The following is a 15773-nucleotide window of genomic DNA, read 5'->3' as shown; positions in this document are numbered from 1 at the left end:
GAATAGCTCAGTTGGTAGAGCACAACCTTGCCAAGGTTGGGGTCGCGAGTTCGAGTCTCGTTTCCCGCTCCAAATTTAAAATTTCTTTGTTTATGATCCAACTGCTCAGTTGGCAGAGCACACTTTCCTCGCCGAGAAACGGTCGTCATGAAGTGATTGCCAGGGCTGGGGGCGCGACAACGTGGTTGCCAGTTGCGAATCTGTTTCCCGCTCCAAATTTCAGATTTAAAATTTCTTTGATTATCATCCAATTGCTCAGTTAGTAGAGCACCCTTGCTTCTCTTACGCCCTCCTTTGTTGTCACTATGCGATAACCCGATAGTGTCTATTGATATAGTCTGACAGACCCTGACCCATCAATAAAATTCCCGATTATTAGCAATTTAAAACTTAACATTGTATTTATGCTTTGCTCACGCTATCTTTACTGGTCTTACCAGAAGGCAAGGTGTCTTTTATAGGTCGTTTTAATCCGGTAGGTCTTTTTGCTGAGAAGGCGAATCAATATCCTGATTGGTCGTCCCGTCGAGGTTTAGCCTGGATGATCCGGTATAAAGTGAAACAGATTCCTTCGATTTGCAATTGATAAAATTTTGTACAAAAAGATAAGAATTAATATGGCCGATAATTATTTACTGAAAATATATGACAAATTTTTGAAGCTGCCATATGGCAGGCAACTTTTTAGCTGGTATTCAGCGCGAAGAGCTCCTTACTTCTCAACAATATCGCCCTTAATTACAGTATTAAGACCTGACCATTGCGAGGTAGCGATTAAGAAGCGAAAACTATTACAAAATCACATTGGCACTATGCACGTCATAGCGATTTGTAATGGGCTGGAAATGGCCATGGGCTTCATGTGTGAGGCATCTATTCCAAAAAATCTACGCTGGATTCCAAAGGGTATGGAAGTGAAATATCCGGCAAAAGCTGCTACGGACATTCGTTGTGTTGCTAAGGTCGCGCATGATGCCTGGAAACCGGGGGATTTATCGGTAGAGGTAAAGGCCTATGACCTTGACGACAACATTGTTATTGAAGGTACGATAACAATATGGGTTAGTGAAAAAAGTAAACAAGTCAAATAGGACAGTCATACTGCACTGCCTGGCAAAACAATCCGGTCGTCACTTTCATACAAAAAGCGCGGCAAAATTAATGATGCCGCCGCTCCTATGCTCATTTGAGTTGAGTTAGAGCATATCGGCTCGATATATTACTGCTCAATGCATTTCAAACACAATTTAAAATCTCGCCAAGCCTCGAAAGCCTGCTGTTTCGACCCAGAAAAGACGTAAAACACAATTCAGTTTAGATGTGATAAACGCTTATCTTTAATCACATCCTGTAACCCCATATATACTAGTCGAAACTGGTCATTACGCTTTTGTATCCAGTTTTCTGTTCTAAGACTGCCTTTGTATACAAAAATCTTCTAAAGCGGTAAGAACGAAATGTGGACGTTGCTTCACAAAGCCTCCAGGTGATCAATATGGCGTGAGGGCGATGCCAACCTGTCTTTGATTAATTGTTTTAGCCCTTGTTTCACATCAGAAGGGATATACTTGTCAGTAGCAGCCCAAAAGTACTCTGCATTGTTTTTACCCGCCTTTCTATTGGTATTTTTAAAGTCTTTCCAAACATCAAAAATAGTGTATTTACCCTGTGATAGCTCGCGAGTTTTTTTATCAATTATGGAGTGAATAATCATTCCACATTGATAATACGGCCTATATTTCCCTTTATCAGCGGCATCTGCTAAACGATAGCTGATTAGCACATCAATACAGTTGGCCTTGGCTTCGTCCCACTTTTTGGCGATAAATGACTCACTTATTTCTGGATAAAGTTCGCGTAACGCAATGGCTGCTAACCACTCGGCGTTGCCCTCATGTATCCAGCTTTCAGATTTATCTTTGCCAAGTAATGGACTATTTTGATAAAAATGCGCGGCTTCATGGGCAAACGTCCATAAAGTGGCAGTAATAAAGTCTTCATCTTTTAGTCGTTCGTTCAGGTTGTTCATATTCCAGTGTATGAACACTTGATTGGGCAAAACGCCGCCTTGAATATCCTGCCCTGAGGTATTCGAATAAGAAGCAAATAGCATGGGTTTTACATTACTGCTGTATTTTCCCAGGTGAGATTCAAAGAATGCCATTATTTTTGGCAGAGACTGATTCAGAGGTATCTTAATTTTTTCAGGAAGATTTGCATCTACCACCGCAATAAAAGTGTCCTCCTCAATAGGGGATTGCCTGCCAATATAGACATATTGGCCATCGTCATACCCCTTCCAGTTTGCAGACTGCTGATAAATTTTTCCATTGGCAATGATATGAGTATTATCTTCGACTTCAACCTGCAGCTGCCCCCCATTAGCGTCTTCATCACAGCGGTTCATACATGCGAATAACCGGCCAGTGTGAATAAGCGCACCGCCATCAGAATAGGGGGCAAAAGGGGCATAAGATTTCGGTAAATGTGTATAAGTGGGGGTTAAAGTAAGTTGCACTCGACTAAAGGCTTTTCCATCTTTTTTCTGAATAAACTCCTGTTTGTTGTCATAAACAACTTCGAATTCATCATTAGTAGATTTCCATCTTTTAGTACGGGCGTCATCAGGGTTACTAATAAAGGCGATTCTATCGGTCAAAGTATTGGTGGTGTAGGTAACATACCAGGTATCGGCTTTTTTACTGAGGTGTATGTTGACCTCTTCCTTAGCAAGGACTTTTGCCTGAACCAGTATGCATAATCCTAATAAAAATGAGAGGTAATGTACTGCTTTCATAGACCAAAAAATCCTTTTTCGTTGCATGTTTGATTTACTATACCTTGCTATTGTATTAGTTCAATTGTGGGTGGGTTTTGTTTACCCATGTAGATAAAAAGGTCAGCTAGTACTAGCGTCTGGTGCCAATGAGCCGTCTGAGCAGCCCAGAAATACTCACACTTCAATAGACCTTAATATCTTAAGTGCAGCATCTACTTTGATTCCAGGATAGCAGACAGTGCTCTGCAGTTTTATGTAGCGAAATCTCGCTTTTTACCTTTTGGCTCAAACCCGATATGAATATGCCAATTGTGGGATATCTGAAGGAGACCATTGGTTTTCAAGGTTATTATTTTTTTGTTCGCCAGGACCAGGATGACAGTACATCAAAACGCTGCAGTTTACGAAGCGTACGTTTTTTATTGACACTGGTTAAAAATCAATCTAAAAAGTCTGAGTCGGGCTGCTGTTTCAATTTATGTGGGATGTCATAGATAGTTAACCGGTTACCCATAGTCTTTTTATCTTTTTAAGGGCAGGCAAACTGTTTGAGATTGATTATGACAAAGTTAACCCGAGCTTCTTTACTAAAACATCCATTCTCGGATAAACGTTTTTATCCTTATGGATTTTCCCGTTCCGGGGATTTTTCTATAAACGAAAGTAATCTGCTTACCCAGTACGGCTCGTTGATCGCGGCGTTAATCGACGGAGAGCTGTTACCCGAATGCGATGCTGAAAAAGGCTATATTGATGTAGCGTTGGGACGTCGTCCGCCAAATGATGCTATCGAAAGGGTTTGGTCTAAGTATCAGCAACGAATTAATCGTCCGCATCCGGGGAGTATTTATGGTACCAAAATGTCCGTAAATAATGATGAGATCGACGAAACTACCTCTTCAAATAAAGATGATATTACGCAACTGAATATTCAGCCCGATACTGACTAAGTGTTAACGGTATGTTAAATCTCATCCTAAAATGCGTTTATTAATACACTCGTAAAGTATATTCATCCTAATATTTCCAGATAATAGGATAATTATCTCACTTTTTGTTCGTTTTACTGTTTTCACTTTTGATATCCTTCGTTATAGTCGAGTTATGCCCTGGACAACTGATATTAGCGAAAACTGGAGAAATGACTGTGAAAATGATGTCGGGCGCAGCCATGGTGGTAGAAGCGCTGAAAGATGTAGGAGTTACACACGTATTTGGTTACCCCGGTGGGGCCGTACTAGACATCTATGATGCGCTGTTTGCGCAAGACGCAGTCAAACATGTGTTAGTACGTCATGAGCAAGCCGCAGCCCATATGGCTGACGGGTACGCCCGTGCCACAGGACAAACCGGCACGGTGTTGGCCACTTCCGGACCAGGGGCGACCAATACCATCACCGGTATTGCAACCGCGTACATGGACTCAATCCCTATGGTAATTTTGTCGGGTCAGGTCCCTTCAATGCACATCGGCGAAGATGCTTTTCAGGAAACCGACATGGTGGGATGTTCAAGACCCATCGTAAAGCATAGCTTTTTAGTAAAGCGCGCCGTCGATATTCCAGAAGCCATTGCCAAAGCGTACTATATTGCCAATACCGGCAGACCGGGCCCAGTGGTGGTTGACCTTCCCAAAGATTTGGTTAACGTTCAGGATGAACATGCTTATCATTTTCCAGAAAAAATTGCCTTACGTTCTTATAATCCCACGCTAAAAGGGCATCCAAAGCAAATTAAAAAGGCAGTGGCAAGCCTGGTGAAGGCCCAAAGACCGGTGTTGTATGTGGGAGGGGGATCTGTAGCCAGCGAAGCCAGTGCGCAGGTTATTGCACTGGCAGAACGCCTGCAGGCACCTGTGACCTGTACATTAATGGGACTGGGAGCCTTTCCAGGGACGCATGACCAGTTTGTTGGTATGTTGGGTATGCACGGTACGCTGGAAGCCAACAAAGCTATGCACAATGCCGACTGCATAATTGCATTAGGGGCCCGGTTTGATGACAGGGTAACGAATAATGTCAGTAAATTTTGTCCTCATGCCGATATTATTCATGTAGATATTGACCCGGCATCTATCTCTAAAACGGTAAATGCGCATATTCCGGTGGTGGGAGCCGTAGATAAAGTTTTGGATCAGATGCTGTCGTATCTCAAGCAGCATGATTTGGCCGATCAAAGTAGTAAAGTAGCCGAATGGTGGGAGCAGATTAACCAGTGGCGCAGTCGTCAGTGCTTAAATTATACCGATTCCGCCGAAACCATTAAGCCACAAAAAGTGATTCAGTCGCTGTACAAGCACACTCATGGTGACGCATATGTTAGCTCCGATGTAGGACAGCACCAGATGTTTGCTGCGCTTTATTATCCTTATAAAAAGCCGCGTCAGTGGATTAATTCAGGCGGTCTGGGCACCATGGGCTTTGGTTTGCCGGCTGCCATGGGCGTGCAATTTGCTCACCCCGACGCGCTTTCGGTAGTGGTTACCGGTGATGGCAGCATACAAATGAATATTCAGGAGCTATCTACCTGCTTGCAATATAACCTGCCGATCAAAATTATCTCGCTAAACAACCGGGCGCTGGGCATGGTCAGACAATGGCAGGACATGAACTATCAGGGACGGCATTCGCATTCTTATATGGACTCTATGCCTGATTTTGTGCGACTGGCCGAGGCCTATGGGCATGTGGGTATTCGGGTAACGCATCCCGATGAGCTAGAGGACGCCATGCAGCGATGCTTTAGTTATACCGACCGGCTGGTGTTTATGGACATCGAGGTTGACCAGAATGAACATGTGTACCCTATGCAAATTAAATTTGGGGCCATGGATGATATGCGTCTGAGCAAAACGGAGCGCACCTGATGAAAAGAATTATTTCAGTATTGATGGAAAACGCACCCGGCGCACTGTCACGTATCGTAGGGGTATTTTCGCAACGTGGCTATAATGTAGACTCTTTGTGCGTGGCGCCCACCGCCGACGCCAGCTTGTCGCGGTTGACTATTATTACCCATGGTGATGATAAAATTATTGAGCAAATTACAAAGCAGGTTAATAAGCTTATTGATGTGCTTAAGGTGGTAGACTTGACCGAAGGCACCCACATTGAGCGTGAACTTATGCTGATAAAGGTGGCTACCCGAACCGAGTCGGTGCGGGCTGAAGTCAAACGGAATACCGATATATTCAGAGCCAGAATTGTTGATGTTAATGTCAGTAATTACACTATTGAAATTACCGGCACAACTGAAAAACTTGATGCGTTTTCAAGCACTCTGGGACAGTGTGCTGAAATTATTGAGTCTTCGCGTACCGGGGTCTGTGGTCTGGCCCGGGGCGAGCGTGCTTTACGTCCCTAAAATCTGTGGCCCGCTAGCGCGGGCTGCCGTAATACACTTCAATACGCATGGCTACACCATACGATGGCGAGAAGTCTTCGTCGCGCAAAAATAAAATAAAGGGCTCAACCTCATAAAATAACCAGTCGCGGGTGGGGTTACTACGCCACTTTGCACTTAGGTATACCTCGTTCAGGCGATAGTTCGGGCGCGAACTGCCTTCGCTGAACAAGGTATAAATTAATGCAGTATGTGCGTCAACGGGCTGCAGGTATTGCCCTTCATGTTGCCAAATCCAGTCTTCAGAACGATCGCGATAGTAAAAGCGGTGATTAAACCGAAATACATGGTCGTGAGGACTAATGTACTGAATAGTTGCCCCGGCCTCGGCGCCAAACTGATCGCGGTTATAAAGATAGGCTTCGGCATCGTAAAACAAAGCCAGCTGCTTATTAAATGCGGCCATGTCGTCAAACCGGGATTTTACATATATCTGGCCCCGACGACCGGTTCCAATTCGGTGCGACAATTTGGCATCTTCGCTTGACCGATAGCGCAGGGCGATGGTGGTATTGCGACGGTTACGCTCAATGGGTTGTCGGGCTGCTTTTATAGAGGTGTCCTGTTCGTAATCTTCATCGTCGCTAAGCAGCAAGTCTACCCGGTCTTGTAGCGCGGGTAACCGTACCCGAATTTTAAAGCGCAAATCTACCTCTGACATATCCCGGCTTCTGGGCTCCCATCCTAAGCTGATGCGGCCCTGAGCACGGGCATCTTCATAGCGGTCAGAGCCTTTCATCGCAAAAAAACTATCAATTTGCTGAACCGAATAGTTCATAGAGTCGGTTAAACTTAGCTGCCACTCGTCCATCCAGTGAACAGTATTTTGCTGTTTAAACGAGGATTCTGTTATGGAAGAGCGCCCAACAGGGTACCTATCAGACTGCGCCGAATGTACTGGCATACTCAGTAATGTGCAAAAAACCAAAGAGATACAAGCCATAAGATGCTTAGTAATTCGTCCTTTTGTGTGCTGATATCAAAAGTAAAACAATAAGGTCAACAGCAACCTTCGTGGGCTCTACTAAATAACGCCACAATATACTTTAGGTTTCAAGTGTACGTCACCTTACACATGGCTGAATATACTTTTAAATATGTTGGTGAAAGGTTTAGTTTGCAATGGCATACTGTAACGACAAACAAATAGGAGAATTTTTATGGGCGGTATTGGTATCTGGCAGTTGCTGATTGTGTTGGCTATTGTAGTACTTTTATTTGGTACTAAACGTCTCAAAAGTATTGGGTCAGACCTGGGCAGCGCGATAAAAGGCTTTAAAAAAGAAATTACCGACGAAGAAAAAAGTGATGCCGACTTTGAACAAAAACAGCAGGTTGAAAAAAAAGACGCAGCTGAGCCTGTTCAAACCACCTCACAGAGTAATACAAAAGAAAAATCCTGATGTTTGATATTGGTTTCTGGGAACTACTGGTCATCGGTGTTCTGGCGTTATTGATTCTGGGGCCAGAGCGTCTGCCCGGAGCTATTCGCTCGACCTTGGATACGGTTCGCGGTGTACGTAATGCAGCCACGGGATTTAAACAGGAAGTAGAACACCAGCTGCGGGTTCATGAGCTGCATGAAAACCTGAAAAAAGCAGAGCAGCAAGGCCTCAAGGACATGTCGCCTGACCTAAAAAAAAGTGTTGATGAGCTTAAAGATGCGGCAAAATCAGTGCAGGAACCTTATAAGAAAGACAAATGACCGACGCTTCGAGTCTGATATCTCATTTAATTGAACTGCGTAACCGGGTACTTCGCGCACTACTTAGTGTGTTGGTCGTCTTTTTGTGCCTGGTTTATTTTGCTGAAGATCTGTATCACTACCTTGCTAAACCCTTACTGGAAGTGCTGCCTGAAAATTCATCGATGATCGCCACAGACGTCGCTTCGCCTTTTTTCGCTCCTTTCAAATTAACCCTGGTATTGTCATTTTTTCTGGCCATTCCTTATGTTCTGTATCAGGTTTGGGCTTTTGTAGCGCCTGGTCTCTACAAAAATGAAAAAAAACTGGTGATACCCTTACTGGTCTCCAGTACTTTGTTATTTTATGCCGGAATGGCCTTCGCCTATTTTGTGGTTTTTCCGTTGGCGTTCGCTTTTTTCACCAGTGTTGCCCCCAGCGGGGTGACGGTCAGTACCGACATCACCAGTTACCTGGACTTTGTGCTTAAGCTGTTTTTCGCCTTTGGCGTGTCTTTTGAAATACCCATTGCCATTATTTTATTGTGCTGGACCGGGGTCACCGATGCAAAATCATTACGTGCAAAAAGACCCTTTGTCATTGTCGGCGCTTTTGTCGTGGGCATGTTGTTGACCCCGCCTGATGTTATTTCTCAAACCTTACTGGCTTTACCTATGTGGGTTTTGTTTGAAGTAGGGGTTATTGCTGGCAGTATGTATGTAAACAAAAAAGAGCCTGAGGGCGACGACTCCTCAGCCGATGATTCAACACAATAACAATAGGATCATAACTTATGCGTTTGTTCAGTATTTTACTGGTGATTGCCAGCGTGCATCCGATAACTGCCCAGGCCAGCCCGGTATCTTCTCAAGCACTATTAAAATGTACCAAAATAGCGCAAAACGAGGATCGCCTGCATTGTTTTGATGCCGTAGCAAGTCAGCTTCAGGTAGCGCCTGAAGCCGTGGATTCTACAAAACCGCAGTCTGCTCAATCGACTCATTCTGTCATAAAGCCGGCGCCGGTGGCGCAGGAAAATACGCCATCATCTTCTGAGGCCACCGCACAGTTTGGTCTTGAGCAAAAACAGGTACAGCAGGCAGCTGATGAAATATCAGCTATGATTACCAAAGTAGACAAAGGACCAAGAGACAAGCTTATCATTGCATTAGACAATAATATGGTTTGGAAACAAAAAGATTCAGCATACCTGCGAGCCAGAAAAAATATGACAGCCAGTGTTGAAAAAGGCGCACTTGGTGTGTTTTATCTGAAAGTGGAAGGCAGTAATCGTCGCATCAAAGTAGAGCGCGTGCGCTAAATGAAATGGTTTGATGCAGGGGTGAACCTGCTTGATTCTCGCTTTGATGCAGAAGCCGTAATACAGCGTGCCAGCCAGGCAGGGGTAGAGCGCTTGTGCATCATTACCACGTCTCCCCGAGAATGGGAGGCTGCCGCAGACCTTTATCAGCGTTTTCCTGAACAATTATGTTATACCGTAGGTGTGCATCCGCATCATGCCAAAGAGGTAAGCAAAGGCGACTTACAACGCCTTGAGCAAAAAGCTACTGCACCGGGTGTTGTGGCTATTGGTGAGTGTGGACTAGACTACAACCGCAACTTTTCACCCGCTAACGTGCAACGAGACGTATTTGAGGCACAACTGGCCATTGCAAGCCGATTATCGCTGCCGGTGTATCTGCACGAACGTGACGCCTTTGATGATCAACTTGCGCTGTTGCAGCGTTATCAGCCTGAAGCTGGTATCGCTCACTGTTTTACCGGCGACCTTCAACAAATGCAGGCTTATTTAGCCCTGGGTCTGTATATTGGGATCACCGGCTGGGTATGCGACCCTAAACGAGGCGATACGCTACGCGAAGCGGTTCAGCAACTTCCGCTTGAACGGCTTATTTTAGAAACCGATGCGCCTTACTTGTTCCCCAAAAATCTGAAGCCGCGAAATCGTAATAATGAACCGGCTTTTATTGGCGCAATTGCCGCTAATCTGGCCGATATTCTGGGCCTTAGTCAGGCTCACCTCAGCGCTATATGTATGCAAAATACAAAGCAGCTATTCAGGGTGAATTAGGAAGTAAACACTATGCAGTTAGGCTCGCAACTACAACGAAATTACGACGGTTGGTTGCTTTTTTTCAGCGCGTTGGTGACTGCATTTTTTATCTTCATCTATAGCTCTTTAACCACTCATCATATTGCCGCTTACAATCACTTTGATGTTCATTACCAGCTACAAACCGAAAACCTGGCCACAATATCGGATGTAACCGCCAGCTCCCAGCAATGGCTGGAAATTGAAGAGCCGGTGAACTTAGGAATGAAAACCGCGCCTTATTGGTTTCGCTTAACTTTGCCTCCTACCCCTAACGAGCAAGGGCGCTTTTTACTAAACATCAATTATCCGCTGCTGGATAATGTCACGCTGTACTTTTACAACCCGCGTACAAAAACTGTGGTCAGTCAGGCAGAAGGTGGAGATAAGCTTGAATATAACAAGCGGTCTATTATGCTGCCGTCGCTGGTATACGTTGTGCCCGCCAGCTCTGAAGGGTTGCTTGTCTACTTAAAGGTTAAGACCAGTGGAACCTTAAAACTACCCATGCGACTGTGGGAAGCGCACGACTTTTTAGCCTACAGCGCCACAGATAACCTCATGCTTGGAATATTTCTGGGGATTTTAGTAGCTATAGGTTTAAGCAATTTATTTTTGTACATTACCACCCGGTCGGTCACATTCTTTATTTATTCGGGCTATGTAATTTCCCTTGCAATGACCATCACCGCGCTATACGGCTTGGGGTATGCCTATTTATGGCCTAGCTTGACGGGCTTTCAAGGTCAGGCGGTGGCGCTGTTTGCAAATGCGACTTTAATGTTTGCGATGATATTTTGTAATCTGATCCTCAACGTTCAGGACTACAGCAAAAAGTTATCGAAAGCATTGCAAATTCTTGCCAGTATATTTTTTATCAATGTCATTATCAGCTTCTTTCTGCCGTACGCGTTCTTAATCCGTGTATTTTTAGTTTTGTTAGCTTTTTCTGCAATTTTAACCCTTAGTATAGGGGTCTGGATTGCCTATAAAGGTTCTACCATCGCCCGTTATTATTCATTTGCCTGGTGTGTATTGTTGGTAAGTGCTTTTACCGCAGCGGTAGACAATTTAGGGTTATTCGACTCCCCGGTTCCTTCAAATTACTTACTCATGCTGGGCGCTGGGGTTGAAACCTTACTACTGGTGTTGGTATTAGCAATTGATTACAGCCATAATCGAGAGACAATGCTTGAGATAAAAGAAAAAACCCTGAAACAAGAACAGGACATTCTCAAAGCGCGCGAAGAATTGCTTGATGTACAACAACAATATCAGGATGACTTGGAATATAAGGTACAAGAGCGTACTTTAGAATTAGAAGTAGCGCTACGGGAATTATCCAGCGCAAATATAGAGCTGGAAAACTTAAATACCATCGACCCACTAACCGGTATTCGCAATCGCCGGCATTTTGACAAGCGACTGCTGGCAGAAGGACGACGTAGCCGGCGCGAACAGACCTCCTTATCATTAGCCATCATCGACATAGACCACTTTAAAAACATCAACGATACCTATGGGCATAGTATCGGTGATGCGTGTATTTCCCATTTGGCTCAACTTCTGCAAAGTGTATTAAAACGGCATACTGACGATATTTGTCGCTACGGGGGGGAAGAGTTTGTGGTAATACTTCCAAACACAGACCTTGAGGGCGCCAGCCAGGTTATTGAATGTATGCGTCGTGAAGTTGAAAAAGACACCCTTGAGATTGAAGGCCATCAACTCAATATGACTATAAGTGCAGGGGTGGCAACCGCTGTTATCGCCTTCGAAGCCCACGAAAACGCGCTATTCAAACATGCAGATACGTTATTGTATCAAGCTAAAAAAGCGGGCCGAAACCGTATCCAAACCGACAATTTCACAGGACTTACTTCATGACACAAGCTTCATTTCCAGCCCGTCGTATGCGTCGGCTAAGAGCTCACGATGCAATGCGCACACTGGTCGCCGAGCATCATTTAAAAGCACAGGATTTAATTTACCCCATATTTATTCTTCCGGGCCATAATCAGTCGCAGTCGGTTCCTTCTATGCCGGGCGTAATGCGGCGTTCTGTAGACTTATGGTTGCCAGAGATAGAAAAGTTGCTGGCCTTAGGTATTCGCGTCTTTGCACCGTTTCCGGTGACGCCAGCCGAGTTAAAAACCGATTGTGCCAGTGAAGCTTTCAACCCTGAGGGTCTGGTGCAGCAGGCTATTGGTGAAATTAAACAGCGTTTCAGCGACGCTATTATTATGAGTGATGTCGCACTGGACCCATTTACCTCTCATGGGCAAGACGGACTGATTGATAGCACCGGGTATGTGGTCAACGATAGCACTATTGAGGTGTTACAAAAGCAGGCGCTGTCGCATGCGCAAGCGGGCGCAGATATCGTTGCACCGTCAGATATGATGGACGGCCGGGTAGGGGCTATACGCCAGACGCTTGAGCAATATGGCCATATAAATACCTGCATTATGGCTTACTCTGCAAAGTACGCGTCAGCCTATTACGGTCCTTTTCGTGATGCTGTTGGCTCGGCCGGCAATATTAAAGGCGGCAATAAAAAGGCGTATCAAATGGACCCGGCAAACAGCGATGAGGCAATACATGAAATCGCTCTGGATATTGCCGAAGGCGCTGATATGGTCATGGTTAAACCCGGTATGCCGTATCTGGATATTGTACGTCGCTGCAAGCAGGAGCTGAAAGTACCGACCTTTGCTTATCAGGTAAGCGGCGAATATGCCATGCACCAGGCCGCGTTTGCGAATGGCTGGCTGAATCGCGACGCGGTAATTTTAGAGTCGTTGTTGAGTTTTAAGCGAGCCGGTGCTGATGGAATTTTGACCTACTTTGCTCCAGAGGCAGCCAAATTGCTACAACGCTAACTAACAGATACCGGTAGGCGTTACTGGCAGGTAAGCTGCCAGCCTGCCCGATGCTGTAACCAGCTTTCGTTGGCCAGTTCAACATTTATCAATGGATGTGCTGACAACCAGCCCTCGGGCAATTTGAGCGTCCAATGATCGCCCTTAACAATCAGCTCAGCCTCGGGCACGTGTTTGTTTTGTCGACGCAAACATAATACTGTGGCAATACGCAAAATACGCACAAGAGCCAATAACATCGGGCGTACTTTTTCATGGTAATTATTAAAAATAGCGGGATCTATGGTTAGCCGATGGCACAGTACCAGATCGCGTATGGCTTCACGCTGAAGCCTTGTGTAACCGGGCAGGTCGATATGTGACAGAATATAGGCGCCATGTTCATGATGCTTTTTGTATTCAATGTGCAAGCCTGTTTCATGCAAGGTCGCGGCCGCACCCAGTACCGCTTCGGTGTCAAGATGACATATTTCAGCCTGTCGACACATTTGGTGACATAGCGTTAATGCCACACCACGTACGGCTTCGGCATGAGACTTTTCGATATGATAACGACGAATGGCCTGATTGAGTGTCTGAGCTCGTCGGTCGTTGTCTTGTAAGTTATCTAACATCCCGTAAATGAGGCCCTCACGCAGAGCGCCGCCAGAGATATTCATGGCCTCGATATTTAATCGCTCGAAAAGACAAATAAGAATAGCCAAACCACTGGGAAAAATAGGTTTTCTGCCCTCTTCTAAACCGTCTATGTCGAGGTTATCGATAGTGGCGCAGGTAATACATTGCTTTTCCAGGTCATATAGGTAATTCAGGCGAATTGCGTCACTGATGTTTTGTGCGACCAAAATCTCAGTAATAGCCTGAGGGGTGCCTGAAGCGCCCAGGCAGTTATTAAAATCAAAACACAAAAAGGCATCGGCGACATTATCTATTAGCCGATTGGCGTGCTGCTTAGCCGCAGCAAAATTTTCAGCAGTAAGCTTGCCTGCTTTAAAATAACGTTCCATAAAGGTCACGCATCCCATATCCAGGCTTTTCAGATGGATAGGCTGCATATCATTACCAATAATGATTTCGGTGCTGGCTCCGCCAATATCAATCACCAACGAATTTCCCTGGTTGGCCGAGGTATACGCTACGCCCAAATAGATTTGACGGGCTTCTTCTTCGCCGGTAATTACATTAAGCTTATGATTTAATATACTTTCGGCTTTGCTGATAAAGGTTTGTGCATTGGTCGCCAGGCGCAGGGTTGCGGTCGCTACGATCCGAATGTTTGATGCCGGGATATCCTGCAAACGTTCTGCGAAGGTTTTCAGGCATTCCCAGCCTCGCTCCATGCTAACCTCATCCAGCTCCAGTTTCTTGTTCAGGCCAGCAGCCAGGCGCACCTTCTGTTTGACCTTACCAATAATCTGAACACTGCCATTAACCACATGCACAATAACCATGTGGAAGCTGTTAGAGCCTAAATCCACAGCGGCGTAGTATTCGCTGTGAATTAAGGTATCGTGCTGGATTTCTGGTTGCATAAATTAATTTTTCTTGGCCGGTGAAGGCTTGTTATTATGATTGCGACTACGGCCACGGCGGTTAGAATTGCGAGCATTCGGAGTACGCTTTCGTGGCCGGGCTTTAGGTGCTTTCACATCTTCAAGCAGCGCGGTGCTATCATAGTCTGTCACCGGAATACTATGCTGAATATATTGTTCGATTGCCGGCAAGTTTAACGCATATTTTTCACAGGCAAAACTAATCGCAATGCCGCTTCTGCCGGCTCGCCCGGTACGACCAATGCGGTGAACATAGTCTTCTGCATCATCGGGCAAATCATAGTTAAATACATGAGATACCGCATCAATGTGCAAACCTCTGGCTGCTACATCGGTGGCAACCAAAACATCTAGCTGGCCTTTGGTGAACTCATCCAGAATACTCATGCGTTTCTTTTGCGGTACATCACCACTTAATAAACCCACACGATGACCATCAGACTCTAGCCAATCGTTCACTTTCTCGCAAGAGTGCTTAGTGTTGGCAAACACAATCGCCCGCTCAGGCCATTCTTCTTCCATGAGAGTAAGCAGCAGACGCATTTTATCTTCATCAGAAGGATAAAACAGTTCTTCAGAAACCCGCTTAGCGGTTTTAGTCTCAGGTTCTACTTGTACATGGGTAGGATTGTTCATGTGTTCGTAGGCTAATTCCTGTACCCGGTAACTCAGGGTTGCAGAAAAAAGCATACTCAACCGATTAGCCGCAGGCGGCATGCGATTGAACAAATAACGAATATCTTTGATAAAGCCTAAATCGAACATACGATCGGCTTCATCTAATACCGCCACCTGAATATTGTTCAGGGTGAAGATATTTTGTTTATAATAGTCAAGGATGCGGCCGGTGGTGCCAATCATAATATCGACACCTTCTTCTAGCGCTTCACGTTGACTTTGATATCCTTCACCCCCATATATCAATCCAAGCGATAAACCCGTATGTTCGCTAAGGGGCTTCGCGTCATTGTAGATCTGCATCGCGAGTTCGCGAGTAGGAGCCATAATGATAGCGCGTGGACCTTTTGAGTTAGACGTGTTTTCCTGGGTATTGGAAAGCAGGTAGTGAAATGTTGCCACCAAAAAGGCAATAGTTTTACCCGTGCCGGTTTGGGCTTGTCCGGCAATATCCAACCCTTCTAACAAGGGGGGTAATGACAACGCCTGAATCGGTGTACAATGGGTAAAATTAGCTGCTTTAAGTGCATCAAGCACTTTTGAGTTGATAGGCAGATCGGAAAAATTTGTTTCGGTTAAATGAGTTGTTTGCATAGCTTATAGCTTATCGGTGCTTGCATTAAAAAAGACAGTTTCTTATAACACTTATGGTGTGGCTGAACAAATCAGCGACAGTCCAAAC

The 15773-nt window shown here is 45.2% G+C and carries 16 protein-coding genes; 12 read left to right on the top strand and 4 right to left on the bottom strand.

The annotated features are described in order from the left end of the window. Nucleotides 1–263, top strand: a 263-nt coding sequence (locus JK130_RS01750) for a hypothetical protein (RefSeq protein ID WP_218352473.1), incomplete at its 5' end; no start/stop codon positions are given. Between the two features lie 354 nt (nucleotides 264–617). After that, on the top strand, nucleotides 618–1091 hold the full coding sequence (locus tag JK130_RS01745; RefSeq protein WP_218352472.1) for a hotdog fold domain-containing protein: 474 nt from the start codon (nucleotides 618–620) through the stop codon (nucleotides 1089–1091). Nucleotides 1092–1471: 380 nt separating this feature from the next. Here the strand turns inward: JK130_RS01745 and JK130_RS01740 are convergent, their stop codons facing one another. After that, entirely contained in the window at nucleotides 1472–2797 is a 1326-nt protein-coding gene (locus tag JK130_RS01740) for a gluzincin family metallopeptidase (RefSeq protein WP_218352471.1), read from the bottom strand. Between the two features lie 542 nt (nucleotides 2798–3339). Between JK130_RS01740 and JK130_RS01735 the strand changes: the two genes are divergently transcribed. From JK130_RS01735 to ilvN, 3 genes are all read left to right on the top strand, one after another. Beyond that, nucleotides 3340–3729 (top strand): MaoP family protein, encoded by a 390-nt coding sequence (locus tag JK130_RS01735; protein ID WP_218352470.1) that lies wholly within the window; start codon nucleotides 3340–3342, stop codon nucleotides 3727–3729. A gap of 197 nt (nucleotides 3730–3926) precedes the next feature. After that, nucleotides 3927–5645: an acetolactate synthase 3 large subunit gene (locus tag JK130_RS01730; protein ID WP_218352469.1), complete on the top strand. Its 1719-nt coding sequence runs from the start codon at nucleotides 3927–3929 to the stop codon at nucleotides 5643–5645. After that, on the top strand, nucleotides 5645–6142 hold the full coding sequence (gene ilvN / locus JK130_RS01725; protein WP_218352468.1) for an acetolactate synthase small subunit: 498 nt from the start codon (nucleotides 5645–5647) through the stop codon (nucleotides 6140–6142). The genes JK130_RS01730 and ilvN overlap by 1 nt, the downstream gene beginning before the upstream one ends. Nucleotides 6143–6155: 13 nt before the next feature. Here ilvN and JK130_RS01720 read toward each other — a convergent pair whose 3' ends face one another. After that, entirely contained in the window at nucleotides 6156–7085 is a 930-nt protein-coding gene (locus JK130_RS01720) for a hypothetical protein (RefSeq protein ID WP_246587656.1), read from the bottom strand. Between the two features lie 250 nt (nucleotides 7086–7335). On the opposite strand from JK130_RS01720, the gene tatA reads away from it, so the two are divergent. From tatA to hemB, 7 genes are read left to right on the top strand one after another with little or no spacing between them, the layout of a single operon-like run. Continuing rightward, nucleotides 7336–7584: a twin-arginine translocase TatA/TatE family subunit gene (tatA, locus tag JK130_RS01715; protein WP_218352495.1), complete on the top strand. Its 249-nt coding sequence runs from the start codon at nucleotides 7336–7338 to the stop codon at nucleotides 7582–7584. After that, on the top strand, nucleotides 7584–7886 hold the full coding sequence (gene tatB / locus JK130_RS01710) for a Sec-independent protein translocase protein TatB (protein ID WP_218352466.1): 303 nt from the start codon (nucleotides 7584–7586) through the stop codon (nucleotides 7884–7886). The genes tatA and tatB overlap by 1 nt, the downstream gene beginning before the upstream one ends. Beyond that, nucleotides 7883–8641 (top strand): twin-arginine translocase subunit TatC, encoded by a 759-nt coding sequence (gene tatC / locus JK130_RS01705; protein WP_218352465.1) that lies wholly within the window; start codon nucleotides 7883–7885, stop codon nucleotides 8639–8641. The genes tatB and tatC overlap by 4 nt, the downstream gene beginning before the upstream one ends. Before the next feature lie 17 nt (nucleotides 8642–8658). Next, complete coding sequence (locus JK130_RS01700) at nucleotides 8659–9186, top strand: hypothetical protein (protein ID WP_218352464.1); 528 nt, start codon at nucleotides 8659–8661, stop codon at nucleotides 9184–9186. After that, nucleotides 9187–9957: a TatD family hydrolase gene (locus tag JK130_RS01695; RefSeq protein ID WP_218352463.1), complete on the top strand. Its 771-nt coding sequence runs from the start codon at nucleotides 9187–9189 to the stop codon at nucleotides 9955–9957. It abuts the gene before it with no gap. A gap of 12 nt (nucleotides 9958–9969) precedes the next feature. Next, on the top strand, nucleotides 9970–11865 hold the full coding sequence (locus JK130_RS01690) for a sensor domain-containing diguanylate cyclase (protein WP_218352462.1): 1896 nt from the start codon (nucleotides 9970–9972) through the stop codon (nucleotides 11863–11865). Continuing rightward, nucleotides 11862–12860, top strand: coding sequence for a porphobilinogen synthase (hemB, locus tag JK130_RS01685; protein ID WP_218352461.1), 999 nt, complete (start codon nucleotides 11862–11864; stop codon nucleotides 12858–12860). Before JK130_RS01690 ends, hemB begins: the two co-directional genes overlap by 4 nt. Before the next feature lie 20 nt (nucleotides 12861–12880). On the opposite strand, the gene JK130_RS01680 is transcribed toward hemB, so the two are convergent. Then, on the bottom strand, nucleotides 12881–14392 hold the full coding sequence (locus tag JK130_RS01680; protein ID WP_218352460.1) for a Ppx/GppA phosphatase family protein: 1512 nt from the start codon (nucleotides 14390–14392) through the stop codon (nucleotides 12881–12883). 3 nt (nucleotides 14393–14395) lie between these two features. Continuing rightward, nucleotides 14396–15685 (bottom strand): ATP-dependent RNA helicase RhlB, encoded by a 1290-nt coding sequence (gene rhlB / locus JK130_RS01675; RefSeq protein ID WP_218352459.1) that lies wholly within the window; start codon nucleotides 15683–15685, stop codon nucleotides 14396–14398. Nucleotides 15686–15773 lie beyond the last annotated feature (88 nt).

Origin of the sequence: Alteromonas lipotrueiana, from assembly GCF_019249245.1 — a bacterium.
Taxonomy (GTDB): Bacteria; Pseudomonadota; Gammaproteobacteria; order Enterobacterales; family Alteromonadaceae; genus Alteromonas; species Alteromonas lipotrueiana.
Note: the sequence above shows the minus strand (reverse complement) of the source record. Positions and strands in the feature narration are given on the sequence as shown.

Excerpts from the sequence above, each read along its gene's own strand:
- JK130_RS01690 (WP_218352462.1), top strand. The coding sequence starts at position 9,970 with ATGCAGTTAGGCTCGCAACTACAACGAAATTACGACGGTTGGTTGCTT.
- ilvN (WP_218352468.1), top strand. The coding sequence starts at position 5,645 with ATGAAAAGAATTATTTCAGTATTGATGGAAAACGCACCCGGCGCACTG.
- JK130_RS01745 (WP_218352472.1), top strand. The coding sequence starts at position 618 with ATGGCCGATAATTATTTACTGAAAATATATGACAAATTTTTGAAGCTG.
- rhlB (WP_218352459.1), bottom strand. The coding sequence starts at position 15,685 with ATGCAAACAACTCATTTAACCGAAACAAATTTTTCCGATCTGCCTATC.
- tatB (WP_218352466.1), top strand. The coding sequence starts at position 7,584 with ATGTTTGATATTGGTTTCTGGGAACTACTGGTCATCGGTGTTCTGGCG.
- JK130_RS01735 (WP_218352470.1), top strand. The coding sequence starts at position 3,340 with ATGACAAAGTTAACCCGAGCTTCTTTACTAAAACATCCATTCTCGGAT.
- JK130_RS01695 (WP_218352463.1), top strand. The coding sequence starts at position 9,187 with ATGAAATGGTTTGATGCAGGGGTGAACCTGCTTGATTCTCGCTTTGAT.
- JK130_RS01720 (WP_246587656.1), bottom strand. The coding sequence starts at position 7,085 with ATGCCAGTACATTCGGCGCAGTCTGATAGGTACCCTGTTGGGCGCTCT.
- JK130_RS01680 (WP_218352460.1), bottom strand. The coding sequence starts at position 14,392 with ATGCAACCAGAAATCCAGCACGATACCTTAATTCACAGCGAATACTAC.
- JK130_RS01740 (WP_218352471.1), bottom strand. The coding sequence starts at position 2,797 with ATGAAAGCAGTACATTACCTCTCATTTTTATTAGGATTATGCATACTG.
- hemB (WP_218352461.1), top strand. The coding sequence starts at position 11,862 with ATGACACAAGCTTCATTTCCAGCCCGTCGTATGCGTCGGCTAAGAGCT.
- tatC (WP_218352465.1), top strand. The coding sequence starts at position 7,883 with ATGACCGACGCTTCGAGTCTGATATCTCATTTAATTGAACTGCGTAAC.
- JK130_RS01700 (WP_218352464.1), top strand. The coding sequence starts at position 8,659 with ATGCGTTTGTTCAGTATTTTACTGGTGATTGCCAGCGTGCATCCGATA.